At 65.5% G+C, this 12,736-nt stretch carries 10 protein-coding genes and 1 pseudogene; 1 reads left to right on the forward strand and 10 read right to left on the reverse strand.

Going from position 1 to position 12,736, the window contains the following annotated elements; genetic code table 11:
• From F624_RS0122105 to smc, 10 genes and pseudogenes are all read right to left on the reverse strand, one after another.
• On the reverse strand, positions 1 to 229 hold a 229-nt coding region (locus F624_RS0122105), incomplete at its 3' end, for a transposase (protein WP_031255849.1).
• Positions 192 to 740, reverse strand: a complete 549-nt coding sequence (locus F624_RS0122110; protein WP_019576548.1) for a PaeR7I family type II restriction endonuclease — start codon at positions 738 to 740, stop codon at positions 192 to 194. The genes F624_RS0122105 and F624_RS0122110, both read right to left, overlap by 38 nt.
• Positions 741 to 755: 15 nt before the next feature.
• Positions 756 to 1,736, reverse strand: coding sequence for a TaqI-like C-terminal specificity domain-containing protein (locus F624_RS35935; protein WP_245573702.1), 981 nt, complete (start codon positions 1,734 to 1,736; stop codon positions 756 to 758).
• Positions 1,733 to 2,455: an Eco57I restriction-modification methylase domain-containing protein gene (locus F624_RS35940; RefSeq protein WP_245573703.1), complete on the reverse strand. Its 723-nt coding sequence runs from the start codon at positions 2,453 to 2,455 to the stop codon at positions 1,733 to 1,735. Before F624_RS35940 ends, F624_RS35935 begins: the two co-directional genes overlap by 4 nt.
• Positions 2,456 to 2,662: 207 nt before the next feature.
• Positions 2,663 to 2,775 (reverse strand): annotated as a pseudogene (locus F624_RS34955) (IS5/IS1182 family transposase); the annotation flags it as partial.
• Positions 2,776 to 2,781: 6 nt separating this feature from the next.
• On the reverse strand, positions 2,782 to 3,327 hold the full coding sequence (locus F624_RS0122120; protein WP_019576549.1) for a peptide deformylase: 546 nt from the start codon (positions 3,325 to 3,327) through the stop codon (positions 2,782 to 2,784).
• A 2-nt stretch (positions 3,328 to 3,329) separates the two neighbouring features.
• On the reverse strand, positions 3,330 to 5,888 hold the full coding sequence (ligA, locus tag F624_RS0122125) for an NAD-dependent DNA ligase LigA (protein WP_084679606.1): 2,559 nt from the start codon (positions 5,886 to 5,888) through the stop codon (positions 3,330 to 3,332).
• Positions 5,889 to 5,992: 104 nt separating this feature from the next.
• On the reverse strand, positions 5,993 to 6,574 hold the full coding sequence (locus F624_RS0122130) for a DUF1016 N-terminal domain-containing protein (RefSeq protein WP_019576551.1): 582 nt from the start codon (positions 6,572 to 6,574) through the stop codon (positions 5,993 to 5,995).
• A 179-nt stretch (positions 6,575 to 6,753) separates the two neighbouring features.
• Positions 6,754 to 7,839, reverse strand: coding sequence for a cell division protein ZipA C-terminal FtsZ-binding domain-containing protein (locus F624_RS0122135; protein WP_019576552.1), 1,086 nt, complete (start codon positions 7,837 to 7,839; stop codon positions 6,754 to 6,756).
• Positions 7,840 to 7,872: 33 nt separating this feature from the next.
• Entirely contained in the window at positions 7,873 to 11,400 is a 3,528-nt protein-coding gene (gene smc, locus F624_RS0122140) for a chromosome segregation protein SMC (protein WP_019576553.1), read from the reverse strand.
• A 338-nt stretch (positions 11,401 to 11,738) separates the two neighbouring features.
• On the opposite strand from smc, the gene F624_RS0122145 reads away from it, so the two are divergent.
• Positions 11,739 to 12,722 carry a LysR family transcriptional regulator gene (locus F624_RS0122145; protein WP_019576554.1) on the forward strand — a complete coding sequence of 328 codons (984 nt, stop codon included), beginning with the start codon at positions 11,739 to 11,741 and terminating at the stop codon, positions 12,720 to 12,722.
• Positions 12,723 to 12,736 lie beyond the last annotated feature (14 nt).

The raw sequence follows: 12,736 nt of genomic DNA on the forward strand, positions 1-12,736 counted from the left end.
GCTCCAGTTCCTTCATCCGCTGGGCCTCGCCGGTCGTGACGCCTTCACGCACGCCAGCATCGACCTCGGCACGCTTGACCCACTCGTTCAAGGTCTGTGGCACACATCCAATCTTCGGCGCGATGGACTCGATAGCCGCCCACAGCGACGGGTACTCCCCACGGTGCTCCTGCACCATCCTCACCGCGCGCTCACGCACCTCGGGTGAGAACTTGTTCGACTTGCTCATGGCTCAATCCTCTCAGAGTGTTGAGCCTCCTCAAAATCCGGGGCGATTCAACCATCAACCAGCCGACAAACGGCCGGGACTGCTCTCCAAACGCTCCCTCGCGAAACGCCACGTTCAAGTCATGCGAAGTGCCAAGGGCTTCTTCGGTCCGATTGTTGAAGTTGTTGCCAAAAGAAGGCCCAACCTGGCTCTTGAATTCGAGGGCCGCGATAAGGCGGCCACGATCCATCACCAATAGGTCCCACAGCTTCGTCGGTCGAAAATAGCCTGGTAAGGTCAGGGCTTTTCTCTTGAGGTGAATGTCTGCATGAGGTAGGCCGTTTGCCCTCACAATATCAATGGTCAACTCAGCAAAGGCATCCATGTTTTTGCCTGCCGTGACACCTGCACGCTCGCCTTGATCGGACTTGCCGGAGGCAGCCTGTTTGGCTTTTGCAGCCTCCCGACTGCTCCAAAAATTCTTGATAGCCTGCTTGGCCTTGTTTTCGTAGTCGCAAAGATCGAGCGGCATGATTCTCCTTTGGTGTCAGCCTTTGAGCTCCCTCATTTCCTCGTCTGAGAGCTTGTAAAGTTTAGCCGCCGCCGCATTGCACTCCGACAGATCCAACACTTCTGCAGCCCGGATCAAACTGGCCCGCAGTTCCTCGGAGACATCTGCCCAACGAGGGATCCGAATCCGCCTCAAGTATTGAGCTTGGAAGCGGAGGAAACCACCACGCATGGCTGTCGAATAGGATCGAATGAACTCCCTGGTGACGCAGGAGAGTAGAACAGCCTGCAATGCATGCAGGTTCCAATCTGTTGAGGTCACAAAATAGAGGTTGTGGTGGGGATAGAGATGGCCGGCATCGTAAGCAACCTGAGCCTCGCCCTTGATGTCAGGAATCAACAGTTTGGGCACAGCCGCAAGCGAAGGGGTGATTCGATCAATTGTGCGATACCAGCGATCTGGTGCTTTCTTCGCAACGTGGCGTTGCGAAATAGCGTCCCGATGTGTATCAAGGTGTTTGGCGAACTTGGGGTACCTCGCCAAATCAACCAACGTCCCATCATCTTCAAAAGGATTGATGACACCGAGTCCCTTCCAGACAACGTGCCCACTGGCAAGATCCTTGGTGGTGACCAATGGCAATTTTCGAGATGGCTCGACGTCGAGTTCGTCGAAGGGCGCAATAAACGCACGGTCAGCTCCAGTGGCAACTCCGATGCCCACCTTACACCCGACCTCTTCCAGCGTCGGCAGTTTCGCCTCAAGTCGTCGAATGATGTCGAGCTTGGTGCCCGAGGTCAGCAACCATGGAGAACTGCCTTGGACTGCGTTCGGAACGATTCGGACATACGGCAAGTCAACCTGCCCTCTTAAAGCTCCAGCCAACTCTGCCAACATCGGCGGTGAGATGGCAGGATTCTCCGCCACCATGGTCGGCTGTGTTGTCCTGCCTCGTTCGATCAAGGTGATGGCCGGGTAGGCAACCACATCGGTGTCAAAAGCTTGGGTCTCAGTCATATTGACAAAGGCTCGCAATGAGAACCCGCTGGAGACTTGGCACGCAGCGGACCGCCATACTTGTTCTTGGTCCAGCGATCGGCACAGATGAAGGTCATCTGTCCGCTCTCAGCCAGCAAGTTCAAAGATCGTTCAATGAAAGGCACATAGAGGTCGGCTCTGTCGTAGAGGGTAGAGAACCTGCGGCGATACTCCTCAAGCAAGGCCGCAGGAATCAATTCTTGGCGAACGTAGGGTGGGTTACCGACCACAAAATCAAATCGACCTGGTATCGGTGCAAGCAAGAAGTCGCCAAAGTGCAGCCACGCCTGCGTCAGTCTCGCGGCCTCAGCCGCCTCAAAGCCAAGCTCTTTAAGCTTAGCCCTGACCGACTCCCTGGTTGCCTCGAAGGTGCTTTGATGCAGCTCGACGGCATAGATGCACGCTGCCAGGTCCGCGACACATCCCCTCCTCTTCCAAGACTCCACAAGCCGAGCCACTGCTGCGACGACGAACTCGCCACCACCGAATGAAGGTTCTAACAACCTGGCAGAGGTTAGATCTTGGTCTGCACTGTAGCCAACGAGATCCAGCATGAAGTCAACGACTTCTTTGCGTGTGAAGATCGCGCCTCGCTCATCACGCCCCGAATCAGTAGCGAGTTGCTGCACAGCCTCTGCGATAGGACAAAGACCCGGCAGCGAGGTTTGCCCTACAAGAGCGATGTCGAGATCATTCATAGGGTTGAATTATCCTTCCTCACTCTGCTTTCAATCTGGCCGCCTATGCATGCGAAGTTCGATGTAGCAAGTGAACCCTGGCCTAAAGTCTATAGGCCTGTGCAAGCATCTCCCGTCCTGGCATTTCAGGGCGAGAAGTTCAGCTTGTCCTCGACTTGAGCCTAGCTTTTCACGCTCTCTGGCTCAATTCGGAACCTTCACTCGCATTTACCCCAAGGTGCGCATGCGCACCAGGTTGTAGGTTGCTTCAGTTGGCGTGTCAGACCCACCGTCTTCGCCCAACCAAAACCTTGTTCGATGAGCTTGTGCTTTCTCTGCGATTGAACTCAATCATCCTGCTTCGGGTCCAGCCCCGGAAACAGCACCTCGGTGAAGCCGAAGCGCGAGAAATCGCGCACCCGCATGGGGTAGAGCTTGCCAATCAGGTGGTCGCACTCGTGCTGCACCACCCGGGCGTGAAAGCCCTCCACCGTGCGTTCGATCGGGTCGCCATAGGGGTCCAGGCCGCGGTAGTGCAGGCGTTTGTAGCGGGGCACCACGCCGCGCAGGCCGGGCACCGACAGGCAGCCCTCCCAGTCGTGCTCTTCTTCGTTGCCCAGCGGGGTGAGCACCGGGTTGCACAGCACAGTGCGGGGGACAGGCGGGGCGTCGGGGTAGCGCGGGTTGGGGGCGTCGGTGCCGAAGATCACCAACTGCAGGTCCACACCGATCTGGGGTGCGGCCAGGCCGGCGCCGTTGACGGCGGCCATGGTCTCGAACATGTCGCGCACCAGCAGGTGCAGGGCGTCGCTGTCGAAGTCGGCCTCGGCCAGGGGTTGGGCGATGCGCAGCAGGCGCGGGTCGCCCATTTTCAGGATGTCTCGGATCGCCATGTTCAGTCTCCAGTCAGGGTGAAGGGCAGTTCGCCCTGGGGGGGCTCGGCGGAAGGGGGCGGCGCAGCATCCGCCACGGCGGGTGTCGCTGGTTTCGCTGGTGTTTTGGGCTCCGGCCCCGCCTCGGTCGGGGCCAGCAGGCTCAGCATGCCGGCCTCGTCAAGCACGGGCACGCCCAGGCTCAGGGCCTTGTCGAGCTTGCTCCCGGCCTCGGCGCCGGCCACCAGGTAGTCGGTCTTTTTGCTCACCGAGCCGGTCACCTTGGCGCCGGCGGCTTCCAGCAGATCCTTGGCCTGGTCGCGGCCCAGGGTGGGCAAGGTGCCGGTCAGCACCACGGTCTTGCCGGCCAGGGACGAGCGCGGGCCGGTGCTGGGGGCCGGCAAGGCGGCCAGCAGCTCGGCCCGGATCTGGTCCAGGGCCTGCAGCACGTCGGCCTGGCCGGGCTCGGCCACAAAGGCTTGCAGCGATTTGAGCACTTCGGACGGCAAATCGGCGGCGGTCTGCCAGGCGCCCTGCGGGTCCAGCAGATCGCCCAAGGCCTGCAGATGCGGGGCCAGCTGCTCAGCGCGCAGCGGTGTCAGCTTGGGCACCTTCAAGGCCCCCAGCAGGCTGGGCAGGCTGAGCTTGTCGGCCAGTGCCGGGTTGGGCAGGCCGGTGTCGGGCGGCACCACGCCTTGGTCGATCAGGGTGTCGATGACCTTGCGGTTGTGGTCTTCCTGCAAGAACTCATAGATCGAGGTGGCCACCACATCGCCCACGTCGGGCAGCACCCGCAGCAGGGGTAAAGGCGCGCGCCGCACCCAGGCCAGGCGACCCAGCCAGTCGGCCAGGGTCTTGCCGGTGGATTCGCCCACATGGCGGATGCCCAGGGCAAACAGAAAGCGGCCCAGCGGGCGCTGCTTGCTGGCGGCAATGCCGTCCAGGATGTTCTGCGCCCACTTGGTGGGCACCTCGTCACGGCCTTGCAGCTCGGCAGCCACGCCGTCGCGCTCGTCCACCCGGCGCTTCACGTCGAGAAACTGCTGCAGCGTGAGGCCGTACAGGTCGGCCACGCTGTGAATCTGGTCGTACTCGACCAGGTTGTCGATGTGGCGCTCGCCCAGGCCCTCGATGTCCATGGCGCGGCGGCTGGCAAAGTGGCGGATCGACTCCTTGCGCTGCGCCTTGCAGAACAGGCCCCCGGTGCAACGGGCCACCACCTCGCCCTCGTCGCGCATCACGTGCGAGCCGCACACAGGGCATTGGGTGGGCATCACAAAGCGCTTGTAGGGCTCGGGCAGCGGCTCGGCCGCCACGTCCAGCTCGGCCGGGCGGCGCTCGGTCACCACCGCCACCACCTGCGGAATCACGTCGCCGGCGCGGCGCACGATCACCGTGTCGCCCACCAGCAGGCCCAGGCGGGCGATCTCGTCCTGGTTGTGCAGGGTGACGTTGGACACCATCACGCCGCCCACAAACACCGGCTCCAGCCGGGCCACGGGGGTGATGGCCCCCGTGCGCCCCACCTGCACGTCGATGCCCAGCACGGTGGTCAGTTGCTCTTGCGCCGGGTACTTGTGGGCCACGGCCCAGCGGGGCTCGCGGGTGACAAAGCCCAGTCGGCGCTGCAGGGCCAGGCTGTTGACCTTGTAGACCACACCGTCGATGTCGTAGGGCAATTGGTCGCGCAAGGCGCCGATCTTCTGGTGGTAGGCCACCAGTTCGGCCGCGCCACGGGCCGTCTGGTCCAGCGCCTCGACCGGAAAGCCCCAGGACTTCAGGGTTTGCAGAATCTCGAAATGGGTCTGCCAACTCGGCCCGCCCTGCTCCGGCGGCGTGACCTCGCCCAGGCCATAGGCAAAAAAGCTCAGCGGCCGCTGCGCCGCGATGTTCGAATCCAGTTGCCGTACGGCCCCGGCCGCGGCATTGCGCGGGTTGACGAAGAGCTTGTCGCCACGGGCGCGCTGGGCCTCGTTCAGGCGTTCAAAGTCGGCGCGCCGCATGTAGACCTCACCGCGCACCTCCAGCACCGCGGGGGCGCTGGCTGGCAGGCGCAACGGAATCTGGCCGATGGTGCGGATGTTGCTGGTCACGTCCTCACCGAGTTCGCCATCGCCCCGGGTGGCGGCCTGCACCAGCACACCGGCTTCGTAGCGCAGGTTCATGGCCAGGCCGTCGAACTTGAGTTCGGCCACGTACTCGACGAGCTCGCCGCCCTCCCCCAGGCCCAGCTCGCGCCGGATGCGGGCGTCAAAGGCTTCGGCGCCACTGGCTTCGGTGTCGGTCTCGGTGCGGATGCTGAGCATGGGCACGGCATGGCGCACGCTGGCAAAGGCATCGAGCACACGCCCGCCCACGCGTTGGGTGGGCGAATCGGGCGTCAGCAGCTCGGGGTGGGCCGCCTCCAGGGCCTGCAGGGCCTGGAACAGACGGTCGTACTCGGCATCCGGGATCTCGGGTGCATCGAGCACGTAGTAGCGGTGGGCATGGTGGTGCAGCTGCTCGCGCAAGGCCTGGGCCTGCGCCACGGTGGCGGCGTCCGCGGGCGCCGTGGCAGCCCCGTTCGGGTCAAGGGTGGTCATGAAAAACGTCCGGCGGCGGGCCCAGACGCTGGGCCGCATGCGGCAAAAATTCTATACAAGATGGGGGCGGCTCAGGGCTTGGTGCCGGCTTGCCCGGCCACGGCTCAGGCCATCGCCCAAGCGGCCACCCATCCTAACGCAGCGGCGGGGCCTTCTTCCTGCCAAAGGCTTGTCAGCTCCTGTTCGATCAGCGCTGCCGGCTGCTGCGACAAGGCGGTGCGTTCATACAGCATCGAATCGATGCGCCCTCTCAAGGTGCGCACGCTCCAGCGTTCGGTGCAGGCCATCTGGGCGTAGAAATCACGTTGCAGCGGGTCTTTGAGGGGCAGCAAGGCAATGAAATGGGTCCAGCTCAATTGTCGTATCAGCGATACGACAATCTTTTCATCGCTGAACTGACTTGCAAACTGCACCATGCGGCGCAGGTTCTTTTCAGAAAAGCTCTGGCCATAGTCGCGCACCAACTGCAGGGCCAGTTTGGGCAGTACCTCCTGCCCGTATTCCGCACGTCGGCCCACCAGCACATGGGCATGGATTCTTTGCCCAACAGACCAATACAACAAAGTCAACTCGATGTTGACCGCTGCCGCAGCGCGTTGCCTGGAGCCATCGATCAGGTTTCTCAGGTCGGTGAGCAGGGAATCAGGCAGGTCGACCGATGTGGCTGAGGGGGTGGGCAAAGGCATGGAATGCGTCCTTCGGCAGGCGCCGCGGGCGCGGCGGGAAGAACAGCATGCAAGCCACCAGAGACCGGTGAGGGCCGGCCTGGCCAGAAGCTGCATCAATGCAGCCCTGCAATAGCCCGGCGGCAGGGCTGATCGGCTCAGCTGAAAGGACTTAGCTGAAAGGACTTAGCTGAAAGGACTTAGCTGAAAAGACGCCGCGCCTGGGGCGAGCCGGCGGCCAGGTCGCGGCTGTCGAGGGCGTCGTACAGCTGCTCCAGATCGACGCCGATGGCGTCCATGGCCTGGTCGGGGATCAGGTTGCCGTTCTGGTCGGTGACCACGCCGTCCATGGCTTCGGCCAGGGCCTGAGCCACCTGGCGCAGTTGGCGGAAAGGCTGCTCGCTGCGCGGCACCTGGGGCACGTCCAGGTGCAGCGAGATGTCGCGCAGGGCCGATTGTTCGGGGTCGTCGGCCATGGCGGCCTGGGCGTCGTAGGTCAGACCCAGCATGGGCGGCAGGCCAGCCACGGTCGAGGGCAACACCATGCGCCCCGGGATCACGCCGGGCACAAAGCCCAGGCGGGCCGCGTTCTGCTGCACATAGCCGGGGCTCCAGGCAGCCTGGCGGGCGCGCAGGCTGAAGGTCAGCTGGGCGTCGTGGTCGCTGGCGAACTGGTCCAGTTCGCGCCCGCGGGCCACCTCGTGCAGCATGTCGGGGAACTCGGGCAAGGCATTCACCGCATCGGCAAAGGCCTGGGCCTTCATCACGAACTCGGAGAACTCGATCTCGTTGAGCGCCCCGGTGCGGTTGGCCAGTTGCACGCCGGCCTGGAAGGCGCCATAGCGTTGGCCGGGCACGGGGGTTTCCCAGTGCTGGGTGGACTCGTTCAGGCCCTCGATGGCAAAGGGCTTGCTGCCGGCGCGGCGGGTGTGCGGCGAGGCGGCCAGCGCGGCATCGCCCGACACCACGCCCTCGAGCGTCATGGGGGCGATCACGTCGATCAGCGAATCCAGGCCGGGCTTGCGCTCGGGCACGGGCAGCGGCACGCCGAGGCCGGTCGGGGCTGCCCCTGCCTGGGCAGGCTCCAGCGGGTCGACCAGGGCCGCATCCAGGCCGGGCTCGCGGCGGGCCAGCGGGTCGGTCAGGTCGGTGCCGGCGTGCTGGCTGTCGGGTTCGGGCTCGGGCTTGCGCGGTTCGTTCTTTCGCGAAGTCCAGGTGTTGTAGGCCACCACCGCCGCCAGGATGGCGCCGCCGGCAATGGCCAGGCTGATTTGCAAATTGCTCATGGTTGCTTGGGGTTCCTGAGTCTCTGGGCGGGGTCAGGCGTGGTCGGCCATTGAGAGGGCCGACTCCATGTCGACCGCCACGATGCGCGAGACGCCCTGCTCCTGCATGGTCACGCCGATCAGTTGTTCGGCCATTTCCATCGCGATCTTGTTGTGGCTGATGAACAGGAACTGGGTTTCCTTGCTCATGCTGGCCACCAGTTTGGCATAGCGCTCGGTGTTGGCGTCGTCCAGCGGGGCGTCCACCTCGTCGAGCAGGCAGAACGGCGCGGGGTTGAGCTGGAAGATGGCAAACACCAGGGCGATGGCCGTCAGGGCCTTCTCGCCCCCCGACAGCAGGTGGATGGTCTGGTTCTTTTTGCCTGGCGGCTGGGCCAGCACCTGCACGCCCGAGTCGAGGATCTCCTCGCCGGTCATCATCAGCTTGGCATTGCCGCCGCCGAACAGCTCGGGGAACATGCGCCCGAAATGCTCGTTGACAGTGTTGAAAGTGCCGGCCAGCAGCTCGCGGGTTTCGCCATCGATCTTGCGGATGGCGTCTTCCAGCGTGTTCATGGCCTCGGTCAGGTCGGCCGACTGGGCGTCGAGGAAGGTCTTGCGCTCGCGCGCCACCGTCAGCTCTTCGAGCGCGGCCAGGTTGACCGCGCCCAGGGCGGCGATCTCGCGGTTCAGGCGGTCGATTTCGGACTGCAGGCCGGTCAGGCGCACGGCGCCCTGCTCGATCGAGGCGGCCACGGCAGCCAGATCGGCCCCGGCATCGGCCAGCAGGCCCTCGTACTGCTCGAAACCCAGGCGCGCGGCCTGCTCCTTGAGCTGGAACTCGGTGATGCGTTGGCGCAGCGGCTCGAGTTCGCGCTCCAGTTTCTGGCGCATTTCGTCGCTGGCACGCAGCTTGGTGGTCAGGTCGTCGTACTCGCTGCGCTTGGCCCCGAGGTTCTTCTCGCGCTCCAGCTTGAGGTGCAGGGCATCCTGCAGCCCGCCCTGGGCGGCGGCGTCGGACAGGCGGGCCAGTTCGTCGTGGGCACGCTGCTGCTCGGCCACCAGGCTTTCGGCCTGCTGGCGGGCGGTGTCGATGGTGCGCGAGAGCTCGCCGCGCCGCGCTTCGAGCGAGCGGCGGGCAAAGGTGGCTTCTTGGGCCTGGCGCTCCAGGGTGCGTTGCTGCTCGCGGCTTTCGGCCAGCTTGCGCTCGGCTTCGATCACACGTTCGTCGAGCTGGGCATGGCGCTCCTGGGTGTCGGCCAGTTGCAGGTCCAGCTCCTCGAAACGGGCCTCGGCGGTGATGCGGCGCTCCTGCAGTTCTTCCAGGGCGGCATCCACCTCGGCCAGGTCGGCCTGCAACTGCTCGCTGCGCTGGCGGGCCTGCTCGGCCTGCTGGCTCAGCCTCAGGGTTTCCACTTCGAGCTCGTGGCGGCGCCCCTGGGCCTCGGCGGCCTCGCGGCGCACGGCGACCAGGCGTTGCGAGGCATCGGCGTAGGCCGCCTCGGCACGCACCAGGGCGCTGCGGGCCTCTTCGCCCAGCAGCACCTGGGCACGCAGTTGTTTGTCGAGGTTTTCGATCTCCTGGGCCCGGGCCAGCAGGCCGGCCTGCTCGGAGTCGGGGGCATAGAAGGTGACGCCGTGGGCCGACACCGCGTGGCCACCGGCCACGTAGACCACCTCGCCCGGCTTCAGGCTGGCCCGCTGGGCCAGGGCTTCGTCCAGGCTGGGGGCGGTGTAGCAGCCGTGCAGCCAGTCGGCCAGCAAGGCGCTCAGGCCGGCATCGTTGAGGCGCAGCAGATCCGACAGGCGGGGCCAGGCACCGGCCGGTGCGGGCACGGCCGCGGTCGGCGGGCTGAAGAAGGCCAGGCGGGTGGGCGGCGCATCGGCCGGGCCCTGGCCCAGAAAGCCGCGCACCAGCTCCAGGCGTGAGACCTCCAGGGCGCCCAGGCGCTCGCGCAGGGCGGCTTCCAGGGCGTTTTCCCAGCCGGCTTCGATGTGCAGCCGGTTCCACAGGCCCTGCAGGTGGTCCAGCCCGTGTTTGGCCAGCCAGGGCTTGAGCTTGCCGTCGGTGCGCACCTTCTCCTGCAAGGCCTTGAGGGCCTCCAGGCGGGCCGACAGGTCGGCCTGGCGCGCGCTTTCGCTGTTCACGGCCTGCTGGCGGTGGCGCCGGTCTTCATCGAGGGCGGGCACGCTTTCCTGCAGCTCGTGCAGGCGGGCCTCGGCCTCTTCGGCCACGGCCTGGGCCTCTTCGAGTTCGGCGCGGCGGCTGTTCAGCAAGGCCTCGTCGGGCGCGGCCAGCGCCTTGCGGTCGGTGCTGAGCTTGTCGTGGCGCTGGTTCAGGCTGCGGCTTTGCTCATCGAGGCTGCGCTGCTCTGCGGCCAGCACCTGGATCTGCTGCTGCACCTGGCTGACCAACCCACGCTGTTCGTTGGCGCGCTGCTGGCTCAGGCGCAGGGCGTCTTCCAGCTCGGGCAGGCGCATGGCCTGCTCTTCAACCTGGGCGGCCAGCAGTTCGGCCTTTTCTTCGGCGCTGATGTCGTCCTCGGCCAGGGTTTCCAGTTGGGCTTCGGCGTCTTCACGGCGCAGCGACCACTGGCCGATCTGCTCGCGCAGCGTGGCCAGGCGCTGCTCCACCCGTTGGCGGCCTTCCACCACGAAACGGATCTCGGCCTCCAGGCGGCCGACTTCGGCACTGGCCTCGTACAGCGCGCCCTGGGCCTGGTTGACCTGGTCGCCCGCGGCGTAATGGGCCTGGCGGATGGTTTCCAGATCGGCTTCGATGTGGCGCAGGTCGGCGGTGCGCGATTCGAGGTCGTTCACGGCCTGGGCCGCGTCGGCCCGCACCTTGGCCTGATCGGCCTCGCTTTCGCGCCGCTTCAGAAACCACAGCTGGTGCTGCTTGAGGGTGACATCGCTCTGCAGCGCGTTGTACTTGCGCGCCACCTCGGCCTGCTTCTCCAGCTTGTCGAGGTTGGCGTTGAGCTCGCGCAGGATGTCTTCGACCCGGGTCAGGTTCTCGCGCGTGTCGGACAGGCGGTTTTCGGTCTCGCGGCGGCGTTCCTTGTACTTGGACACCCCGGCCGCCTCTTCGAGGAACAGGCGCAGTTCCTCGGGCTTGGATTCGATGATGCGGCTGATCGTGCCCTGGCCGATGATGGCGTAGGCGCGCGGCCCCAGGCCGGTGCCCAGGAACACGTCCTGCACATCCTTGCGCCGCACCGGCTGGTTGTTGATGTAGTAGCTGCTGTTGCCGTCGCGCGTCAGCACGCGCTTGACGGCAATCTCTTCGTACTGGTTCCACTGGCCGCCGGCGCGGTGGTCGATGTTGTCGAACACCAGCTCGACACTGGAGCGGCTGGCCGGCTTGCGCGTGGTCGTGCCGTTGAAGATCACGTCCTGCATCGATTCGCCGCGCAGCTCGCTGGCCTTGCTTTCGCCCAGCACCCAGCGCACGGCATCCATGATGTTGGACTTGCCGCAGCCGTTCGGGCCCACCACCCCCACCAACTGCCCGGGCAGCAGGAAGTTGGTCGGCTCGGCGAACGACTTGAACCCTGATAGCTTGATTGAATTGAGACGCACGAGAAACCCTGTTCGGCCTGTCGCCACGGGGGCGCCGCAGGCAGCTTGATGGCATGGGACCGACAGCACCCCGCAGGGCTTCGGTCCGGATGATCCGCGGGGCACGATGTTACCCGAGCGCACTCCTCTTCCACGGTGCAGCAGGCCACAGCGCCCATTTTTGCGCCCTCGCCCGCGTGATTTGGGTCACGGGCCCGCGTTTTTGCCCGGGGCCAGGCCCGGTGGCCTCGACCAAGGGCGCGTTGCAGCAGGCCACCGGCATCTCTAGCGCGCTCAGCTCATAAGCATATAAATATTGAATGATTGACCTGCATTAATGCGCAATGTAGATTCTTGGCATGGAAACTCGCCACCTCGAGGCCTTTTCGGCCGTCATGTCCAGCGGCAGCATCACCGGTGCTGCACGCTTGTTGGCGCGTTCGCAACCAGCCGTCACCCGGCTGATCCAGGAGCTGGAGGCCGAAATCGGCCACCCTCTCTTCCAGCGCCATGGCCCCCGCGTCACGCCCACCGAGCACGGTTTTGGCCTGCGCGGCGATGTGGAACGGGCCCTGGCCGGCCTGCGCCAGGTCGGTGAACGGGCGCGCCAGATCGCCAGCCGCGAGCTGCCGGCCCTGGAAGTGGCTGCCACCTCCGCCCTGGCCCTGGGCCTGCTGCCCCCCGCCCTGGCCCACCTGGAGCAAGGCCTGGGCCCCAGCCCGCTGCAATTGCGCACCAGCGTGCCCGAGCAGGTGCTGCAGGCGGTGCTGGGCGGCGAGGTCGATCTTGGCCTGTGCAGCCTGCCCCTGGAGCACCGGGGCCTGCAGGTGCACTGGATCGGGCAACTGCCCTGCGTGGCGGTGTTGCCGGCCGACGATGAGCTGGCCCGGCTCGCGGTGGTGCCCTTGCAAGCCTTGGGGCAGCGCCGGCTCATCACCATGGGCAACCCTTACCGGCTGCGCCATCGCCTGGAACACGCGCTGGGACCGACGCAGCAGCCTGCACTCATCGAAACCAATGCCTCGGCCAGCGCGCTGGCCCTGGTGCAGGCCGGGCTGGGCGTGGCCGTGCTGGAGCCGCTGACCCCGCACGGCCTGCAGTCGGCCGCCGTGGCCGTGCGCCCGCTGGACACAGAGGTGCCTTTCTTCTTTGGCGTGATCACCCTGCCGACCCGCCCGGTGGCACCGGCCCAGCAGCAGCGCACCGAAGCGCTGGTGCAGGCCCTGCTGGAGCAGGCCCGACGTCTGCCGGGCTTCCAGGAACACCCGCCCTCGGCCCACGCCCACCTCCTCGACGCGGACCATGGCCTGCCGGCCAGGACCACAGAGCCTGTTTCACTTTGACAAGAAGGTTTCAA

Source organism: Curvibacter lanceolatus ATCC 14669, from assembly GCF_000381265.1.
In the GTDB taxonomy this organism is placed as follows: domain Bacteria; phylum Pseudomonadota; class Gammaproteobacteria; order Burkholderiales; family Burkholderiaceae_C; genus Curvibacter; species Curvibacter lanceolatus.